At 71.5% G+C, this 19,165-nt stretch carries 17 protein-coding genes; 13 read left to right on the top strand and 4 right to left on the bottom strand.

Annotated features, from left to right (window positions below; translation table 11 throughout):
* Nucleotides 1-14 precede the first annotated feature (14 nt).
* From ACFY8U_RS13835 to nudC, 4 genes are all read left to right on the top strand, one after another.
* On the top strand, nt 15-839 hold the full coding sequence (locus tag ACFY8U_RS13835; protein WP_389569558.1) for a hypothetical protein: 825 nt from the start codon (nt 15-17) through the stop codon (nt 837-839).
* Nucleotides 840-957: 118 nt separating this feature from the next.
* A complete protein-coding gene (locus tag ACFY8U_RS13840; protein ID WP_389569561.1) occupies nt 958-4,401 on the top strand; it encodes a UvrD-helicase domain-containing protein in 3,444 nt (1,147 codons plus the stop codon).
* 10 nt (nt 4,402-4,411) lie between these two features.
* Nucleotides 4,412-5,845: a dipeptidase gene (locus ACFY8U_RS13845; protein ID WP_389569564.1), complete on the top strand. Its 1,434-nt coding sequence runs from the start codon at nt 4,412-4,414 to the stop codon at nt 5,843-5,845.
* The gene (gene nudC, locus ACFY8U_RS13850; RefSeq protein WP_389569567.1) at nt 5,842-6,828 is read left to right on the top strand and encodes an NAD(+) diphosphatase; all 987 of its coding nucleotides are present in this window, start codon (nt 5,842-5,844) and stop codon (nt 6,826-6,828) included. Before ACFY8U_RS13845 ends, nudC begins: the two co-directional genes overlap by 4 nt.
* Nucleotides 6,829-6,908: 80 nt before the next feature.
* Here nudC and ACFY8U_RS13855 read toward each other — a convergent pair whose 3' ends face one another.
* Both ACFY8U_RS13855 and ACFY8U_RS13860 read right to left on the bottom strand, forming a co-directional pair.
* Complete coding sequence (locus ACFY8U_RS13855) at nt 6,909-8,021, bottom strand: acyltransferase family protein (RefSeq protein ID WP_389569570.1); 1,113 nt, start codon at nt 8,019-8,021, stop codon at nt 6,909-6,911.
* A gap of 222 nt (nt 8,022-8,243) precedes the next feature.
* Nucleotides 8,244-8,501 (bottom strand): mycoredoxin, encoded by a 258-nt coding sequence (locus tag ACFY8U_RS13860; RefSeq protein ID WP_361436404.1) that lies wholly within the window; start codon nt 8,499-8,501, stop codon nt 8,244-8,246.
* Between the two features lie 160 nt (nt 8,502-8,661).
* Here ACFY8U_RS13860 and ACFY8U_RS13865 point away from each other — a divergent pair, with 160 nt between their 5' ends.
* The 5 genes from ACFY8U_RS13865 to ACFY8U_RS13885 all read left to right on the top strand — a co-directional run bounded on the left by ACFY8U_RS13865 (nt 8,662) and on the right by ACFY8U_RS13885 (nt 12,551).
* Entirely contained in the window at nt 8,662-10,866 is a 2,205-nt protein-coding gene (locus ACFY8U_RS13865; RefSeq protein ID WP_389569573.1) for an ATP-dependent DNA helicase UvrD2, read from the top strand.
* Between the two features lie 171 nt (nt 10,867-11,037).
* Nucleotides 11,038-11,412 (top strand): hypothetical protein, encoded by a 375-nt coding sequence (locus ACFY8U_RS13870; protein ID WP_389569576.1) that lies wholly within the window; start codon nt 11,038-11,040, stop codon nt 11,410-11,412.
* Between the two features lie 174 nt (nt 11,413-11,586).
* Nucleotides 11,587-11,955: a WhiB family transcriptional regulator gene (locus tag ACFY8U_RS13875; protein ID WP_137993472.1), complete on the top strand. Its 369-nt coding sequence runs from the start codon at nt 11,587-11,589 to the stop codon at nt 11,953-11,955.
* The gene (locus ACFY8U_RS13880) at nt 11,952-12,275 is read left to right on the top strand and encodes a hypothetical protein (RefSeq protein ID WP_361606555.1); all 324 of its coding nucleotides are present in this window, start codon (nt 11,952-11,954) and stop codon (nt 12,273-12,275) included. The genes ACFY8U_RS13875 and ACFY8U_RS13880 overlap by 4 nt, the downstream gene beginning before the upstream one ends.
* 93 nt (nt 12,276-12,368) lie before the next feature.
* A complete protein-coding gene (locus ACFY8U_RS13885) occupies nt 12,369-12,551 on the top strand; it encodes a hypothetical protein (protein ID WP_361766713.1) in 183 nt (60 codons plus the stop codon).
* 36 nt (nt 12,552-12,587) lie between these two features.
* Here ACFY8U_RS13885 and ACFY8U_RS13890 read toward each other — a convergent pair whose 3' ends face one another.
* Entirely contained in the window at nt 12,588-13,931 is a 1,344-nt protein-coding gene (locus ACFY8U_RS13890; protein WP_389569579.1) for an ABC1 kinase family protein, read from the bottom strand.
* 41 nt (nt 13,932-13,972) lie between these two features.
* The gene (locus ACFY8U_RS13895; RefSeq protein ID WP_389569582.1) at nt 13,973-15,124 is read right to left on the bottom strand and encodes a TOMM precursor leader peptide-binding protein; all 1,152 of its coding nucleotides are present in this window, start codon (nt 15,122-15,124) and stop codon (nt 13,973-13,975) included.
* A gap of 193 nt (nt 15,125-15,317) precedes the next feature.
* On the opposite strand from ACFY8U_RS13895, the gene ACFY8U_RS13900 reads away from it, so the two are divergent.
* The 4 genes from ACFY8U_RS13900 (at nt 15,318) to ACFY8U_RS13915 (ending at nt 19,101) form a co-directional block, all read left to right on the top strand.
* Complete coding sequence (locus ACFY8U_RS13900; protein WP_361766722.1) at nt 15,318-15,893, top strand: M48 family metallopeptidase; 576 nt, start codon at nt 15,318-15,320, stop codon at nt 15,891-15,893.
* Nucleotides 15,894-16,006: 113 nt separating this feature from the next.
* Nucleotides 16,007-17,632, top strand: coding sequence for a TerD family protein (locus ACFY8U_RS13905; RefSeq protein ID WP_361606540.1), 1,626 nt, complete (start codon nt 16,007-16,009; stop codon nt 17,630-17,632).
* Between the two features lie 13 nt (nt 17,633-17,645).
* The gene (locus tag ACFY8U_RS13910; RefSeq protein ID WP_389569584.1) at nt 17,646-18,326 is read left to right on the top strand and encodes an AIM24 family protein; all 681 of its coding nucleotides are present in this window, start codon (nt 17,646-17,648) and stop codon (nt 18,324-18,326) included.
* Nucleotides 18,327-18,345: 19 nt separating this feature from the next.
* Nucleotides 18,346-19,101 carry an AIM24 family protein gene (locus tag ACFY8U_RS13915; RefSeq protein WP_389569586.1) on the top strand — a complete coding sequence of 252 codons (756 nt, stop codon included), beginning with the start codon at nt 18,346-18,348 and terminating at the stop codon, nt 19,099-19,101.
* Nucleotides 19,102-19,165: the final 64 nt, after the last annotated feature.

A 19,165-nucleotide genomic window follows, 5' to 3' on the forward strand; every position in this document is an offset into this window, starting at 1 on the left:
GCGAGGAGGCTCGCATGGCGCCGTCCACCCACCGCAGGGCCCGTACCGCGGCGGCCGCCGTCTGCACGGCGGCGGCGGTCGCGACAGCCGGGTTCGCCGGCCCCGCCGCCTGGGCACGGACAGCCCCGCCGGCCGTGGCCGCCGCCCCGGCCCTCGCCCCCACGCCCGACCCCTTCGAGGACCTCACGCCCGACGCGATCGCCGACCGGGCCGTCCAGGCCACCCAGTCCGCGACATCCCTCCGTATGGCGGGGCGGGTCGTGTCCGAGGGGCAGCCCCTGGACCTCGACATCGCGCTCGACGACAAGAACAACTGCACGGGGCTGATGAAGGTCGACGGCGGCACCGGCGAACTGCGCCAGGCCGACCGGATCACGTATCTGAAGGGCGACGAGAAGTTCTGGCGGGTCTCCATGACCTCCCAGGGCGTGCCCCCGCCCCAGATCGACGCGACGATCGAGCTCGTCCAGGGACGCTGGCTGAAACTCACGCCCGGGCAGCCCGGCGGCAGCGATCTGAGCGGGGTCTGCGACCTCGACGCCGTGCTGGACGACCTCGGTGAGGACAAGGACGATCGCAAGGGCATGACCCGGGGGCCGGACGCCGAGGTCGAGGGAGCACCCGTCGCCACCCTCGTGAAGAAGCGGCCGGGCGGCGAGGCGACCACGGTCTCCGTCGCGCAGGAGGGCAAGCCCTACATCCTCAAGATCGTCAAGACGGGTGGTGAGGAGCCGAGCACGCTCCTCCTGTCCGACTACGACAAGCCCGTCAAGGTCGTCGTACCGCCGGCGAACGAGACGGTGGACATCGCGAAGCTGGACCCGGGCATGCCCGCCTGAGGCCCACCCGGGCATGCCCGCCTGAGGCCCCCGGACCTGGGCGCGGGGTCGGCCCGGGCGCTGCGGGAAGCCTCGCGGTCGGTCGGCTCTGTCGGTGGGGCCGGTTAGCCTCTCTGAGGTGACCGCACGCATCACCGACCCCGAGCAGCTCAAGGAGCTTCTCGGCATCCCGTTCACCCCGGAGCAGACGGCCTGCATCATCGCGCCGCCCGCCCCGCAGGTCATCGTGGCCGGAGCCGGTTCCGGCAAGACGACGGTGATGGCCGCCCGGGTGGTCTGGCTGGTCGGCACGGGCCAGGTCGCGCCCGAACAGGTCCTCGGTCTGACCTTCACCAACAAGGCCGCCGGCGAACTCGCCGAACGGGTCCGCACCGCCCTGGTCCGCGCCGGCGTGACCGACCCCGACGTCATCGACCCGGACAACCCCCCGGGCGAGCCCCGCATCTCCACCTACCACGCCTTCGCCGGGCAGCTGCTGACCGACCACGGTCTGCGCATCGGCCTGGAGCCCACCTCCCGCCTCCTCGCCGACGCCACCCGCTACCAGCTCGCCGCGCGCGTGCTCCGCGAGGCGCCCGGACCGTACCCCGCGCTCACCAAGTCCTTCCCGACCCTCGTCAGCGACCTCCTCGCCCTCGACGCCGAGCTCGCCGAACACCTCGTACGGCCCGAGGACCTCAGGACGTACGACTCCGAGCTGCTCGACGCGCTCTCCCGGGCCAAGCTGACCAACGCCGACCTGCGCAAGGTTCCCGAGACGGCCACCGCCCGCCGCGAGCTGCTCGACCTCGTCGTCCGCTACCGCGCCGCCAAGCGCTCCCGCGACCTCCTCGACTTCGGCGACCAGATCGCCCTCTCCGCCGAACTGGCCACCACGCGCGCGGAGGTCGGCGCCCTCCTGCGCGACGAGTTCCGGGTCGTCCTGCTCGACGAGTACCAGGACACGTCTGTCGCGCAGCGACTCCTGCTCTCCGGCCTGTTCGGCGGGGGCACGGGCCACGCGGTCACCGCGGTCGGCGACCCCTGCCAGGCGATCTACGGCTGGCGCGGCGCCTCCGTCGCCAACCTGGACGACTTCCCCGCCCACTTCCCGTACGAGGACGGCAGCCCCGCCACCCGCTTCGCGCTCTCCGAGAACCGGCGCAGCGGCGGCCGCCTCCTCGACCTCGCCAACGGCCTCGCCACGCCCCTGCGCGCCATGCACGCGGGCGTGGAGGCGCTGCGCCCGGCGCCCGGCGCGGAGCACGACGGCTCGGTACGGATCGCCCTCCTCCCCACCCACGCCGAGGAGATCGACTGGCTCGCCGACTCCCTCGCCCACCTGGTCCGTACGGGCAGGGAGCCCGGCGAGATCGCCGTCCTGTGCCGTACGGCGACCGACTTCCCCGCCATCCAGGCCGCGCTCGTCGCCCGTGACGTACCGGTCGAGGTCGTCGGCCTCTCCGGCCTGCTCCACCTCCCCGAGGTCGCCGACCTGGTCGCCGTCTGTGAGGTCCTCCAGGACCCCGGGGCCAACGCCTCCCTGGTCCGCCTCCTGACCGGCCCCCGCTGGCGCATCGGCCCCCGCGACCTGGCCCTCCTCGGCCGACGAGCCCGCGTGCTCGTCCATCGGGAGCGGGGCGGGGACGACGACGCCGACACCGACCTGCGGCTCGCGGCGGCGGTCGAGGGCGTCGACCCGGCCGAGGTCATCTCGCTCGCAGACGCTCTCGACACGTTTCTCGACTCCGGCGGAGAGGACGACGGCCTGCCGTTCTCGGCGGAGGCCCGGGTCCGCTTCGCGCGGCTCGCCGCCGAGCTGCGCTCACTGCGCTCCTCGCTCGCCGACCCCCTGATGGACGTCCTGCACCGGGTCCTCGCCACCACGGGCCTCGAGGTCGAACTCTCCGCCTCCCCGCACGCCCTCGCCGCCCGGCGCCGCGAGACGCTGTCGAACTTCCTCGACATAGCCGCCGGCTTCGCCTCCCTCGACGGCGAGGCGACACTCCTGGCCTTCCTCGGCTTCCTGCGCACGGCCGCGCAGTACGAGAAGGGCCTCGACAACGCGCTCCCGGGCGGCGAGAACACGGTCAAGGTCCTCACGGCACACAAGTCCAAGGGCCTGGAGTGGGACGTCGTGGCGGTGCCCGGTCTGGTCTCCGCCCAGTTCCCGAGCACCAGGTCCCGCGAGTCCTGGACCTCCCAGCCGCAGGTGCTCCCGCACGCGCTGCGCGGCGACGCGGCGACCCTGCCGGGCATCGACAGCTGGGACGCCGCCTCCCTGAAGGGCTTCAAGGAGGCGATGCGCGACCACCAGCACACCGAGGAGCTCCGCCTCGGCTATGTCACCTTCACACGCCCCCGCTCCCTCCTCCTCGGCTCCGCGCACTGGTGGGGCCCGGCCCAGAAGAAGCCCCGAGGCCCCTCGGACTTCCTCCACGCCCTGTACGACCACTGCGCGGCGGGCTTCGGCGAGATCGAGGCCTGGGCGGACGAACCGGAGAAGGACGCCGAGAACCCGTCCCTGACCGAACACCTCGCGGACCAGGCCTGGCCCCTCCCCCTGGACGAAACCTCCCTCCGCCGCCGGAGGAAGGCGGCGGAGCAGGTCCGCGCCGCGTTGTGGGCGCAACCCACGAACGCGCTGCCCGCGCAAGGGTCCGCGCCCCGGGACCCGGAGGACCTCTGGCCCGACGAGGAACCGGTCCGCGACGAGGAGGCACCCCCCTGGGACGACGAAGAACCCCGCTGGGACGAGGAGGAACCCCTCTGGGGCCAGGAGCCCCCGGCCGGCTTCCGGGACGAGGAGCCCCCGGCCGACGGGATCCCCGCCCCCCGGGCGCCGGAGACCCGAACGACCCCCGAGGACCAGAGAACGATCGCCTCCTGGGACCGCGACATCACCGCCCTCGCCACAGAACTCCGCCGCTCCCGCGCCACCACCCGCGACGTCCTCCTCCCCGCCTACCTGTCCGCCTCCCAGGTCCTCCGCCTCGCCGCCGACCCCGACGGCTTCGCGCAGGAGCTGGCACGGCCCATGCCCCGGCCGCCGCAGCCCGCCGCCCGGCGCGGTACGCGGTTCCACGCGTGGGTGGAGTCCCGGTTCGAGGAGCTCCCGCTCCCGATGCTCGGCCCGGACGAGCTCCCCGGCGGCGAGGAGTTCGCCGGCGAACCGGAGATCGCCGACGAGCGGGACCTCGACGCGCTCAAGGACGCCTTCGCCCTCACCCCGTACGCCCACCGCACCCCGTACCGCGTCGAGGTCCCCGTCCACCTCACCCTCGCGGGCCGGGTCGTCCGGGGCAGGATCGACGCCGTCTACCGCGACCCGGACACCGGCGCGTACGAGATCGTCGACTGGAAGACCAGCCACCTCCGTACCGCCGACCCGCTCCAGCTGGCGATCTACCGCCTCGCCTGGGCCGAGCAGCACGGCCTCGACCCGGACGACATCGCCGCCGCGTTCGTCTACGTCCGTACAGGTGAGGTCGTCCGCCCCCGCGCCCTCCCCGGCCGTGCCGGGCTGGAGGCGATCCTCCTGGGCGGACCGGCCCCCGACAGAGCCACCCCGGACGCCGGATAGGCTCAGGAGCATGAGCGACACCCCGGACAGCGCCGTCCAGACCGTACGTACCCAGGCTGTGCGCACGTACATCGAGCAGCACCGTGCCGCCTTCCTCGACGACCTCATGGCCTGGCTGCGCATCCCCTCCGTGTCGGCTCAGCCCGCCCACACCGAGGACGTACGGCGCAGCGCGCGGTGGCTCGCGGACAAGCTGTCCGGGACCGGCTTCACGACGGTCGAGATCTGGGAGACCGGCGGCGCTCCCGCCGTCTTCGCCGAGTGGCCGTCCGGCGACCCGGATGCCCCGACCGTCCTCGTCTACGGTCACCACGACGTCCAGCCCGCCGCCCGCGAGGACGGCTGGCGTACGGACCCGTTCGAGCCGCACGTCACCGACGGCCGGATGTACGCGCGCGGTGCCGCCGACGACAAGGGCCAGGTGTTCTTCCACACCCTCGGGGTCCGCGCCCACCTCGCCGCGACCGGTCGCACCGCGCCCGCCGTCAACCTCAAGCTGATCGTCGAGGGCGAGGAGGAGTCCGGCTCGCCGCACTTCCGTGCCCTGGTCGAGGCCCACGCGGACCGGCTCGCCGCCGACGCCGTGATCGTCTCCGACACCGGCATGTGGTCCGAGGACACCCCGACGGTCTGCACCGGCATGCGGGGCGTCGCGGACTGCGAGATCGCGCTGTACGGCCCCGACCAGGACATCCACTCCGGTTCGTTCGGCGGCGCCGTGCCCAACCCGGCCGCCGTCGCCGGGCGCCTGGTCGCCGCCCTGCACGACGAGGACGAGCACGTCGCCATCCCCGGCTTCTACGAGGGCGTCACCGAGCTCTCCGACGCCGAGCGCGCCCTGATCGCCGAGCTGCCCTTCGACGAGGCCGCCTGGCTGACCACGGCCAAGTCGCACGGAACCCTCGGCGAGGCCGGCTTCTCGACCCTGGAGCGCGTCTGGGCCCGGCCCACCGCCGAGGTCAACGGCATCGGCGGCGGCTATCAGGGCCCCGGCGGCAAGACGATCGTCCCCGCCTCCGCCCAGTTGAAGCTCTCCTTCCGGCTGGTGGCAGGTCAGGATCCGGCCAAGATCGAAATCGCCGTACGGGACTGGCTCGCCGCCCGTGTCCCCGCAGGCATCCGGTACGAGATCGTCTTCGGCGCCCCGACCCGGCCCTGCCTCACGCCACTGGACCACCCGGCCCTCAAGGCGGTCGCGGCCGCCATGAGCCGCGCCTTCGACGGCGCCAAGGTCCGCTACACCCGCGAGGGCGGCTCGGGCCCGGCCGCCGACCTTCAGGACGTCCTGGGCGCGCCGGTGCTGTTCCTCGGCATCTCCGTACCGTCCGACGGCTGGCACGCCCCCAACGAGAAGATCGAGCTCGATCTCCTCCTCAAGGGCGTCGAGACCGCCGCCCATCTGTGGGACGACCTGCCCGCCGCCCTGCACACCGCCGCGCGATGAACCCACACAACGATCCGGGGGAGTTGGAAGTACCTGTGTCCACCTTGAAGAGCCAGTTCGCGGACCGGCCGATCTCGCTCACCGCCCCGAGCGGCATCGACCGTGCCGCTCACCACCGTCTCGACGAGGCCTGGCTCGCGGCGGCCTGGAGCCACCCGACGACCCGTGTCTTCGTGGTCTCGGGCGGTCAGGTGCTGATCGACGACGCCCCGGACGGCCGTACCGAACTCGTCATGACCCCGGCCTTCGAGGCCCCCGTCACCGAGACGCACCGCTACTTCCTGGGCACGGACGCCGACGGCGTCTCCTACTTCGCCCTCCAGAAGGACGCCCTGCCCGGCCGCATGGACCAGTCCGCCCGGCCCGCCGGGCTTCGCGAGGCGGGTCTGCTGCTCTCGCCGCGGGACGCGGGCCTGATGGTGCACGCCGTCGCCCTGGAGAACTGGCAGCGGCTCCACCGCTTCTGCTCCCGCTGCGGCGAGCGCACGGTGATCGCGGCCGCCGGTCACATCCGCCGCTGCCAGGCCTGCGGCGCCGAGCACTACCCGCGGACGGACCCGGCGGTCATCATGGCCGTCACCGACGACCAGGACCGCATCCTCCTCGGCCGCCAGGTCCACTGGCCCGAGGGCCGCTTCTCGACCCTCGCGGGCTTCGTCGAGCCCGGTGAGTCGATCGAGCAGTCGGTCGTGCGCGAGGTCTTCGAGGAGGCCGGTGTCACGGTCGGCGAGGTGGAGTACGTCGCCAGCCAGCCCTGGCCCTTCCCGTCGAGCCTCATGCTGGGCTTCTTCGCGCACGCCACGTCCTCGGAGATAAACGTGGACGGCGAGGAGATCCACGAGGCCCGCTGGTTCTCGCGCGAGGAGCTGGCCGCCGGCTTCGAGTCGGGCGAGGTGCTTCCCCCGTACGGCATCTCGATCGCCTCCCGGCTGATCGAGCTCTGGTACGGCAAGCCGCTCCCGAAGCCCGGCGACGCGGTCTGATCCGTCGGGGCCGCATCGGCTCCTGTGGCTGAAAAGAGGCCCCGCCCGGCACTGCCGGGCGGGGCCTCGCCGCATGGGGCTCAGACCTGGGCGAGATTGCGTTTCAGGTACCGGCCGAGCGGCCGCTCGACGAGACGGTGCACCAGGTACGACAGCGCCAGCATCCCCACGAACACGGCGGTGATCAGCGCCCAGGGGGAGACATGCGGCGTGGCATGGCTGAAGTAGCGGAAGAACTCCCAGCCGATGAACTCGTGCAGCAGATACAGCGGGTACGTCAGCGCCCCCGCGATCGGCAGCCACTTCCACTGCATGCCGGAGAGCTTGCCCGTGGCGACCAGCGCCATCAGCCCGAAGAAGGCGGCGAGCAGGACGAGCACGGGCCAGGCCGGCCGGTCACCGAGGAAGGTGAGCCGCTTGTGCGTGTCGATCGCGGACGCGAGGGAGGCGCAGTAGGAGACCCCGATGACGCCGAAGAGCATCAGGTTCGGGCGGAACCGGTGCATCAGGTAGAACGCCATGCCCGCGATGAAGTACCAGCTGTGCTCCGGCATGAGGAGCAGACGCAGCGGGCCGGGCGGCGCCTGGGCGACCAGGATGGTGGCCGCCCCCCACACGCAGCAGAACAGCAGCACCCTGCGGTACGTCAGTCCCCACCAGGCGAGCAGCGAGAAGAGCAGGTAGAAGCGGAGCTCGGCGAAGAGCGTCCAGTAGACGGCGTCGACGGGGGCGACCCCCAGCGGCTCCTGCAGCATCGTCAGGTTGGTGAGTATGTCGTTCCAGGGCAGGTGGTCGCGGCCGCCGGGGATCAGCGCGACGGCGACGCTGGTGGCGATGACGGCGAACCAGTACGCGGGATAGAGGCGCACCACACGCGAGACGAAGAAGTCCTTCAGCGGCCGGCCCCAGGCGCTCATGCAGATGACGAAGCCACTGATGAGGAAGAAGAGCTCCACGCCCAGGTAGCCGTAGGAGGCGGTGGGGAAGGTCTCGGGGAAGATCTCCGCGACCGGCCTGGGCCAGCCGCCGTACGCCATGTAGTGGTACATCACCACCATGACCGCCGCGGCGAGGCGCATGCCGTCGAGTACGTGGAGGCGTCCGGGCTTTCCGCTCGTCGGGAGCGGCGGGACGCTCGGCGCGAAGGCCGGTTCGCGTGGCGCTGTGGCGACGGGGGTCTTCTGGATGAGCACTGTTTCCCCACCTGGCTGTGCAGACGCAAATCACGGTCGGGGGGAGAGCATAGGTGCCAGGTCGGGGGTCGATCAACAACTTCGCAGGTGTGATGCTGTTCACGGGTGAACTGGTGTCTGCGCGCGGCGATGTGGGGTACACGCGGTCGCCGCCCCGGATGCGAGAAGGCCCCCAGGCCGGTGCTCACCGGCTGAGGGCCTTCCGTGTCCGACCGTGTGCGATCAGGCGCTGAGCGCCTGCTTCACCTGCGCGAGGCTCGGGTTCGTCATCACGACCTCGCCGCCCCCGGCGGTGGGAAGGATGCGAACGGTCGGCACCGTCTGGTTGCCTCCGTTCGCCTTCTCCACGAACGCGGCCGAGTCCGGGTCCTGCTCGATGTTGATCTCCGTGTACGCGATGCCCTCGCGGTCGAGCTGGCTCTTCAGCCGACGGCAGTAGCCGCACCACGTGGTGCTGTACATCGTCACAGTGCCCTGCATGGCCAGGCGCTCCTCTTCTTAGCGGATGCGGGTGGGTCGGGTGGGTCCGCCCAGTGAGAACGTACGGGGTCCCGCGGCCATTCCCGATTCGTATGACCGGCCGCCCCGCCCTGTGGACAACGCACGGCATCCACCTCCTCCGACCTGGCAGCATGGCGGGGTGACAGCAGCAACGCACTCCACTCTCTTCCCGCAGGTCCCCGAGTCGGCCGACGCGGTGCTCGACGGGCTCGACCCCGAGCAGCGCGAGGTCGCCCTCGCCCTGCACGGTCCGGTGTGCGTGCTGGCGGGAGCCGGCACGGGCAAGACCCGGGCGATCACGCACCGCATCGCCTACGGGGTGCGGGCGGGGATACTCCAGTCCGGCAGTGTGCTGGCCGTCACGTTCACCAACAGGGCCGCCGGAGAGATGCGCGGCCGGCTCCGGCAGCTGGGCGCGGGGGGCGTCCAGGCGCGTACGTTCCACTCCGCCGCTCTCCGTCAGCTCCAGTACTTCTGGCCGAAAGTCGTCGGTGGCGACCTGCCCCGGCTCCTGGAGCGCAAGGTCCAGCTCGTCGCCGAGGCCGCCGCGCGCTGCCGCGTCCGGCTCGACCGGAACGAGCTGCGGGACGTCACCAGCGAGATCGAGTGGGCCAAGGTCACCCAGACCGTCCCCGCCGACTATCCGGCCGTCGTCGCCAAGTCCGTCCGCGAGGCGCCGCGCGACCCGGCCGAGATCTCGCAGATCTACGCGATGTACGAGGAGCTCAAGCGCGACCGCTCGGTGATCGACTTCGAGGACGTGCTGCTGCTCACGGTCGGCATCCTCCAGGACCGGCACGACATCGCCGACCAGATCCGCCGCCAGTACCAGCACTTCGTGGTGGACGAGTACCAGGACGTCTCCCCGCTCCAGCAGCGGCTCCTCGATCTCTGGCTGGGCGACCGCGACAGCCTCTGCGTCGTGGGCGACGCCAGCCAGACGATCTACTCCTTCACCGGCGCCACCCCCGACCACCTGCTGAACTTCCGCACCCGGCACCCGAACGCCACGGTGGTCAAGCTGGTCCGCGACTACCGCTCCACGCCCCAGGTGGTCCACCTCGCCAACGGGCTGCTCAGCCAGGCCCGCGGCCGGGCCGCCGAGCACCGCCTGGAGCTGATCTCCCAGCGCGACCCGGGTCCCGACCCCGCCTACACCGAGTACGCCGACGAGCCCGCCGAGGCCGAGGGCACCGCCCGCCGCATCCGCGACCTGATCGCCGCCGGCGTCCCGGCCGGCGAGATCGCCGTGCTCTACCGCATCAACGCCCAGTCCGAGGTCTACGAGCAGGCCCTCGCCGACGCCGGTGTGCCCTACCAGCTGCGCGGCGCCGAGCGCTTCTTCGAGCGCCAGGAGGTACGGGAGGCCGGCATCGCCCTGCGCGGCGCCGCCCGCGCCGGAGGGAACGACTCGCTGCTCGACGACGCCGGGGACCTGCCCTCCCAGGTCCGCGCCGTGCTCTCCACCAAGGGCTGGACCACCGAGCCGCCCGCCGGCTCGGGCGCCGTCCGGGACCGCTGGGAGTCCCTCGCCGCGCTGGTCAGACTCGCCGAGGACTTCGCCCGGGCCAGGTCCGGCGCCACCCTCTCCGACCTGGTCGCCGAGCTCGACGAGCGGGCCGCCGCCCAGCACGCCCCGACCGTCCAGGGCGTCACCCTCGCCTCCCTGCACGCGGCCAAGGGCCTGGAGTGGGACGCCGTCTTCCTGGTCGGCCTCACCGAGGGCATGATGCCGATCACCTACGCCAAGACCGACGAGCAGGTCGAGGAGGAACGCCGCCTGCTGTACGTCGGGGTCACGCGCGCCCGGCTCCACCTCACGCTCTCCTGGGCGCTCTCCCGCTCCCCGGGCGGCCGCCCCTCCCGCCGCCCCACCCGCTTCCTCAAGGGGCTGCGGCCCGGCTCGGGCGCCCTCGGCGCGGGCACGGGCGGCGTGGGCGGGTCGAGCGGCTCCGGCTCCCTGGAACGGGGCCTCGGCGGCGGGAAGCGCAAGCGCCGGGGCCCGGTGCTCTGCCGTGTCTGCGGTGCCACGCTCACCGAGGCCGGCGAGATGAAGCTGATGCGCTGCGAGGACTGCCCCTCCGACATGGACGAGGCGCTCTACGAGCGGCTCCGGGACTGGCGCGGCGACCGGGCCAAGGAGCTCGGGCAGCCCGCGTACTGCGTGTTCACCGACAAGACACTGATGGCGATCGCCGAGCGCGTGCCCGCCACGGGCGGCGAGCTCGCCGGAATCGCCGGGGTCGGCGCACGCAAGCTGGACCGGTTCGGAGCCGACGTTCTCGCCCTCTGCGCGGGCGAAGAGCCAGGTGAGGGTGGTGGAGGAGTCGACGAGGAGACCTGAGGAAAACTCGTCGAAAAAATAGTTTGCGCCCGCCCCGTCAAGCCCCATAGGTTCTTAACCACGGAAACAGCGGCTTCTCCGAAGCCCTGTCTTCGTGCTGTACTTGTCCAAATAAACATGAGGGTCCGGCTCACACCGAGCCCTCCGAGACGCCGAGAGGAGGCGATTCCAGTGATCAGCAACATCAACAGCACCACCGTCAGCTTCGTCAGCACCGACAAAATGACCGATCGCTCGGTCGTCTCCGCCTGCTCGCTCGGCCTCTCCGGCTCGGCGTTCATTGGCAGCGGTCTTCCTGGCACCGGTCTGTCCGGCGCCGGCGTGGCCGGCGCCGCCGCTTCCCTGCGGCCGGCTGCCGACCTTGCGGGTCTTCCCGTCATGGAGCGCGACGAGCGACCGACCAAGGCACTGGAAGCAGGAGTAGCAGCAGTCAAGGCCACGGCCTATGGCTTCGCGGCGACCGGTGCCGAAACCAAGCAGCAGACGACGCAGCACCACACGATGTGGGCCTTCCGTGGGCTCGAACCCTGGAGTGATCCAGCCTGATCTGAAATCAGGCCGGCGCCTTCAGGGCCGCGGAACCCCACCCGGGATCCGCGGCCCTTCTGTTTGTCCCCGAACGGGGACGACGGAGCGAAGGGGCCTCGGGACCAGCACCACCCGGTACCAGCCGAAACCCCGGCCCACCAGGCCGGAACGACCAGACGAGGAAAAACACCCGTGCAACTCGAAGCGCACGCCCCGTCCGTACCGCCTTCCGAAACGATCCCCCCGCCCGGCCTCACGGAGGACTCCACCTTGACCCCCCTCACCGCGCTCACCGCGCTCGACGACGCCATCGAGAACCTCGGCGTACCCGTCCCCTGCCGCTCGTTCGACCCGGAGGTCTTCTTCGCCGAGTCCCCGGCCGACGTCGAGTACGCCAAGTCCCTCTGCCGTACCTGCCCGCTGATGGAGGCCTGCCTCGCCGGCGCGAAGGAGCGGCGTGAGCCGTGGGGCGTCTGGGGCGGAGAGCTGTTCGTCCAGGGCGTGGTCGTCGCCCGCAAGCGGCCGCGTGGCCGCCCGCGCAAGAACCCGGTCGCGGCATGAACGTCACCGGAACCATCGACCGACCCCTCACGCACGATCCCCAGAAGCTGGCCCCGATGACCCCTTCCACCAGCGAGCCGTCCGGCTCCGCCACCACAGACGTCACCATCTCCGGCGCGAACGCCTCGCGTCAGAACAGGACCCGTGAAATGCAACTCATCCCAGAAGCCCTGGCTCGTGCTCATATGCACGACCTTCTGCGGGAAGCCGACGCGGAACGCCAGGCCCTGCGCCTGGTCGCCGCCCGGCGGATGCAGAAGCGAGCCGAGCGCGTCTCGCTGCGCGCCCGGCGCGCGCTCGCCATGGCTGTCATGCACTGACCCGAAAGAACCACGCGGGGGCCGGTCCGAACGGACCGGCCCCCGCGGTGCGTTGCTGCGCGGCCCGGCCCCGGCCGGACTATCGTCAGGAGGGTGAACGACGCCCGGAAGCCCGAGGAGCCCTTCGTCTGCGCCCGCTGCGGCACGACGGCGGAGGAACTCCCGGTGACCTGGACCTGCTCGGTGGAGAACGGCGCGCGCCAGTACTTCTGCGAGGCCTGCGCGCGCGAGAACATCAGGTCCATCGAGGGCCGCCTCGACTCCTCCTGGTGGTGACGGCCCCCGCCCCTCCGCCCGGCGCACGCCGGGCCGCTACTCGGCCCGGACGAAGCCCGGCAGCCACTCCTCCAGTTCGTCGCGCAGCCGCACCGTCGCGTTCAGCTGGCAGAGCACACCGATCGTGCTCAGGGTCACCCGGTGTATCAGCAGATACGACGGCGGCAGATTGAGCTGCTTGCCCAGCTGATGTGCGGGGGAGCGGATGTCGGCGATCCGGGCGGCCTGGGTCCGCATCCAGCCCCGGGTGAACTCGAACGCCTCGGCTTGGGCCGGCTCGATGATCGGCAGCAGATACGCGAGGACGGCGTCCGGGTCGAGAGCGATGGACTCCTTGACGAACCCCTCCTCGCGCAGCAGCTCGTAGACAGTCTCGGCGTCGCCCTCCAGGGTCAGCCGCAGACAGGTGCCGATCGTCTCGGGCAGCCCGCCCGGCAGCCGGTCCACCGTGCCGAAGTCCAGCACGCCGAGCCGCCAGCTCTCCGGCCCCTCCTCGTCGTCGGCGCCCGGCAGCAGCCGGAAGTTCCCCGGGTGCGGATCGGCGTGCAGGAGCCCCGTCCGGGCCGGGCCGGAGAAGAGGAACCGCGCCAGGAGCTGACCGGCCCGGTTCCGCTGCTCCTCCGTACCGTCCGCGATCACCTCCGACAGCGGTATCCCGTCGATCCACTCCGTCACGAGCACCTGATCGCTCTGGTGCACCACACACGGCACCACGACATCGGGATCGCCCGCGAACACCTCCGCGTGCTCCCGCTGTGCCTGCGCCTCCAGGCTGTAGTCCAGCTCCTCCGAGACCCGATCGCGCAACTCGTTGATCAGGGGCTTGATGTCCATACCGGGGATCAGCGGGCCGAGCAGTCGGGCGAAACGGCTGAGCTGCGTCAGGTCGGAGAGCAGCGCCTCGCCCGCCCCCGGGTACTGCACCTTCACCGCGACCTCGCGGCCGTCGTGCCACACCGCGCGGTGCACCTGCCCGATCGACGCGGCCGCCGCCGGCTTGTCCTCGAACTCCAGGAACAGCTCCCGCCACTCCTCGCCGAGCCGCTCCTCCAGGACCGCGTGGACCGTCCGCGTCGGCATCGGGGGCGCCGCGTCCTGAAGTTTGGTCAAGGCGGCCCGATAGGGGCCGGCCACCTCCTCGGGGAGCGCCGACTCGAAGACGGACAGCGCCTGCCCGAACTTCATCGCCCCGCCCTTGAGCTCACCGAGCACCTTGAACAGCTGGTCGGCCGTCCGCTGTTGAAGCTCTCGGGCGACCAGCTCCGCGGACTTGCCACCGATCCGCTTGCCCAGACCCCAGGTTGCCCGTCCGGCGAAGCCCAGGGGCAACGCGGCCAACCTGGCGGTCCGAGTGACCGCCTTCCGGGGAAGATCAGACATGCGCCCCTCCAGTTCCCAGACTGCCGTGCCCCACAGGACCGTTACCTCGCCATTGTGTCCTGCGGGGTTCCCGCCCCCGAGGCATGCTCCCCCTCTTCGCGCCGTACCGCCCCGCACGGACACGCCGGATGCGGTCTCATCCGCTCCACGCGCCACTCGAGGAGCGGCAGCGACACCTCACAGCGGGCCCCTGTACTGGCAGGCAACTCGCCGTCGAGAAAGGCCAGTGCGTGAGCCGCGGCCAGCCCGGCGACCGCGGTCGCGAGACCCAGATCACAGGCCGGCACCTGAGGGGGCGGGCCCGAACGCCACTGCGCCAGCATGCGGGGCCACACCGGCTCCCGGTCCGTCCGCTCCTCCTGCGCACACCGGGCGCAGGCCGTCCCGCCGGGCAGCACCAGCGGCCCGACCACACCGGTCGCCTCCAGAACCCCCGCGTAGAGATGAGGCGTGCCCGTCGTGATCCAGGCCTCGGCGGGGAGGGGATCGGGGAGGTAGGCGGCGAGGCCGTCCCGGGGTGTCACCACGACGAGTGAGAGCCCTGGCTCCTGTCCACCCTCACCCGTCACCCGTCTGCCCGCCCGTGGCGGCCGGCCGCCCGGCGCCGACCGTGCCACGAGCCGATGCGCAGCCGCGGCCCGGCGCTCGCCCACCGCCTCGGCCGGCAGCCCGCCCGGCGCCACCTCCCAGGGCCGCACGCATCCGGAGTCCAGCACCTCCACCCTGCCCACACCGGAGGCCGAGAGCAGGGCGGCGACCGTGGCACCGACCCGCCCCGCGCCCCGGACCTGGACGCTCGCCGCCCGCCGGGCGGCCACGCGCCGTAACGCCCCGTCCGGCTCAGGATGGACCACGGAGAGTGAGGCCAGATCGGCGCGCAGGGGGTCGAGCGGGCCGTCCGTGCGCCCTGCGCCTGCCGCCTTGCCGGGCCGGCCGGCCGAGGCGTCCGCGATCAGCCCGGCCCGCGCGAGCCGGTCGAGCAGCCCTTCCAGCCATCCGTCCGGCACTCCGAGGGCCCGTGCCTCGGCCTGCAACAGCGTCATTCCGCGTGTGCCGTCGAGCAGCCCGAGCAGGCTGCCGGTGGTCGTGTCGAGCGGGCCCACCACCACCGCGTGCGAGGCCGTCGCCCCGAACTGCACACTTTGCAGATCGCGCCACGCCCTTCGCAGCGCGGGTTTCAGCATCGGATGCATTTCCGCCCCCGTGATCTTGATCGGTCGACTCTTCCCTCCGTCGTCAGATTGCCCGGGAGTCGAAGCGGACGCGGAAAGTTGTCCACAGGGGTGGGGTATTAATCATTCAAATGGTGCACGGTGCGACGCGATCACCGCCGAAACCGTCCCGGAGGCAGGACTTCCCACGCTGACAGCGGGTAACGTCGGGGCCGTGCCCGCCGACCCACAGCGCAGCGTGACAAGCCAGCCGCCCCGCGGTTCGGGGACGAGTGCGGTCGAGGTCCGCAGAAGCTCCCGGCGGAGGAGAACCGTCTCCGCCTATCGCGAGGGCGACCGGACCATCGTGCTCATCCCGGCCCGGATGTCCGAGGCCGAGGAACAACGCTGGGTGACGGTCATGCTGGACAAGCTGGCCGCCCAGGAGAGCAAGAGCGTCCTCGGCGACGCCGAACTCACCGAGCGTGCCGAGCGGTTGTCCGACCAGTACTTCGGTGGCCGGGCGCGGCCGACATCCGTGCGCTGGGTGACCAACCAGAACACCCGCTGGGGCTCGTGCACTCCCTCGGAGGGCAGCATCCGCCTCTCGCACCGGCTCCAGGGGATGCCCGAGTACGTCGTCGACTACGTGCTCGTCCATGAGCTGGCGCATCTCCTGGTGCCCGGCCACGGCCCCCGGTTCTGGCGGCTCCTGGAGGCGTACCCGCGCACCGAGCGTGCCCGCGGCTACCTCGAAGGAGTCGTCGCCGCCGACCGGCTGCCCCACCCGCCCACCGCCCGCGAGGAGTAGCCAGGACCGCTTCAGTCCTGTACCGAATACGTACCGGCTTGGCTCAATGTCGCACGTAGCCGTTAGCCTGACGCGACGCATTCACATTTCGGGATGGGGGACGGTCGTTACGCATGGCCAGGGAATTCCAACGCGGCCACAAGGCCAAGATCAGTGATCTCACACCGGGAACCGATCTGTACGTGGGTGTGCAGATCGCGGCGCCCGGGCTGACCTTCGACATCAGCTGCTTCGGCCTCGACGCCAACGAGCAGCTCTCGGACGACCGGTACTTCATCTTCTTCAACCAGCCGAAGTCACCGGAGGAGTCCATCCAGCTGCTCGGCGCGCAGTCGGGCGACACCGAATCCTTCCGGGTCACGCTGGACCGCATCCCGGCGAACATCCACAAGCTGTCGTTCACCGCGACCATCGACGGCGCCGGCCAGATGTCGCAGATCGGCCCCGGCTACATCCGGATCGTGGCGGGCGGTGAGGAGGTCGTCCGATACCCGTTCACGGGTGCGGAGTTCTCCACCGAGCGCGCCGTCATGCTGGGCGACTTCTACCTCAAGGACGTCTGGCGGTTCGCCGCCATCGGCCAGGGCTTCGACGGCGGCCTGGACGCGCTCCTGAAGAACTTCGGCGGCGAGGTCGCCGAGGAGCAGCCCGCGGCGCAGGCACCGCAGGCGGCCCCCGGCTTCGGCGCGCCGCCGCAGGCCGCCGCGCCTCCGGCGTTCGGTGCGCCCGCCGCACCCCAGGCGCCCCAGCCCGCGCCGCAGTTCGGCGCCCCGCAGGGCGCACCCGTACCGGCGCCCGCTCCGGCCCCTGCCCCGCAGGCTCCGGTCCAGCCGATGCACGCGGCGCCCACCATGGGCGCCCCGATGGCTCCTCCGGCCCCCTCGCCGTACGGCCAGCCGCCGCAGGCTCCACAGGCCCCGCAGTTCGGCCAGGTCCCCGGCGGCCAGGTCCCGGGTCAGCCCCCGTACGGCCAGCCGCAGCCCCAGTTCGGGCAGGTTCCCGGCCAGATGGGCGGAGCCCCCCACGGCATGCCGCCCGGAATGCCGCAGGGAATGCCCCAGGGCGCTCCCGCCACCGGCGCCGGGCTCGCCGCCGCGCTCCAGCCCTTCAAGGAGACCGCGACCGGCGCCCGCTGGGCCCCGCAGAACCAGCAGCTCATGCGGGTCGACCTGCAGATGGGCGGCGTCCCCGTCCTCGCCCGCCAGGGCAGCATGGTCATGTACCAGGGCAAGGTCGACTTCAGCCACAAGGGCGCCGGCTTCACCGGCCGGATCGTCGGCAACGCCACGGGCCAGGAGATGCAGCTCATGCGCTGCACCGGTCGCGGTCAGGTCTTCCTCGCAGAGGAAGGCGCCCACCTGCACCCGATCGAGCTCCAGGGCGACGGCATCTGCGTCTCCGCCGAGAACGTGCTCGCCTTCGACGAGTCCCTCCAGTACGAAGTACGGAGGATCGAGGGTCACGGCATCCCCGGCGGAGCCCTGTTCACGATGCAGTTCCAGGGCACCGGCACCGTCGTCGTGAAGACGCACGGCGTCCCCGTCGTCCTGCCCGTCACGCCGACCACCTTCGCCGACTGCAACGCGGTCATCGCCTGGTCGTCCGCGTCCCAGGTGATCCTCTCCAGCCAGGTCAGGCTGCGCCGCAACGCGTACCCCGGACACAGCGGAGAGACCGTCAACCTCCAGTTCCGGGGCGCTCCCGGCAACTTCATCGTCGTCCAGCCGTACGAGGTCTGAGGGAGCCCGAAGAATGAACCAGCAACTCGCGGGCTACGCCCCGACCCCGATGGCGGCCCGGATGGAGAACCACGGCCGCACCATGCTCAAGGTCGCCATGGCGTCCGGTCACGACCTGTACGCGCGCACCGGCTCGATGGTCGCCTACGAGGGCTTCGTCACCTACGAGCCCAACCCGCCGGCCGCCCGCCAGGTCGCCCAGCAGTGGATCACCGGCGAGGGCGCGCCCATCATGAAGTGCTCCGGTGACGGTCTGCTCTACCTCGCCGACTACGGCGCGGACGTCGTCGTGATCAACCTCAACAACGACTCGCTCTCGGTCAACGGCACCAACCTGCTGGCCTTCGACGCCCACCTCCAGTGGGGCGTCGAGAAGGTCAAGGGCCTCGCCAAGTTCGCCGGCCAGGGCCTGTTCAACGTCGAGATCGCCGGCACCGGATGGGTCGCGATCACCTCGCGCGGCACGCCGATCGTCGTCGACTGCGGCCGCGGCGAGGACGAGACGTACGTCGACCCGGACGCGCTCGTCGCCTGGTCGCCGGCGCTCAAGGTCAAGGGCAAGCGCAGCTTCAAGGCCTCTTCCCTGATCGGGCGGGGCAGCGGCGAGGCGTTCCAGATGGCCTTCTCCGGCCAGGGCATCGTCGTCGTACAGCCGAGCGAGGACAGCACCGACCGCCTGCGGGTCCGGGGCTGAGGGGGAGCGAGAACACACCATGCAGAGCCCGCTTTTCAACTACGCCGAGCAGCAGAGCCAGGAACGGTACGTCATCCAGAACCCGCAGATGCTGCGGGTCTCGCTGACCGGCTCGGACGACGTCCTCGCCCGCAAGGGCGCCATGGTCGCCTACCAGGGACTTGTCGACTTCGACGGCGAGTACAAGACCCCCAGCCAGCGGCGCGCCCAGGCCAGGACCGGTGAGGGCCTCGACCTCATGCGCTGTTCCGGCCAGGGCACGGTCTACCTCGCCAACCTCGCCCAGTACATCCACGTCGTGGACGTCGAGCAGGAGGGCATGACCGTCGACAGCGCCTACGTGCTGGCGCTGGACTCGACGCTGCACACCGAGGTCATCGCCGTGGACAGCCAGTACGGCGTCTCCGGCACCGGCAAGTACCAGCTCAACATCTCCGGCCGCGGCAAGGTCGCCCTGATGACCTCCGGTCAGCCGCTGATGATGCACGTCACGCCGGACAAGTACGTCAACGTCGACGCGGACGCGATCGTCGCCTGGTCCACCGGGCTGCGAGTGCAGATGCAGGCGCAGACGCACAACTCGAACATCCGCCGCCGCCGTGGCGACACGGGTGAGGGCTGGGAGCTCAGCTTCCTCGGACAGGGCTTCGCCCTCGTCCAGCCCAGCGAGGTCATGCCGCCGCAGAACGCCGCCATCGGGCAGGGCATCGCCGCCCAGTTCGGCGCCGGCCAGCACGGCTCCCGCGCCCAGAACCAGAACAACGCCTGGAACTGACGCACTGGGAGCGGAAGCAGACGTAAGGGGCGGTCTCCAAGGAGGCCGCCCCTTACGCATGTCT

Origin of the sequence: Streptomyces sp. NPDC012508 (assembly GCF_042902595.1) — a bacterium.
GTDB lineage: Bacteria > Actinomycetota > Actinomycetes > Streptomycetales > Streptomycetaceae > Streptomyces.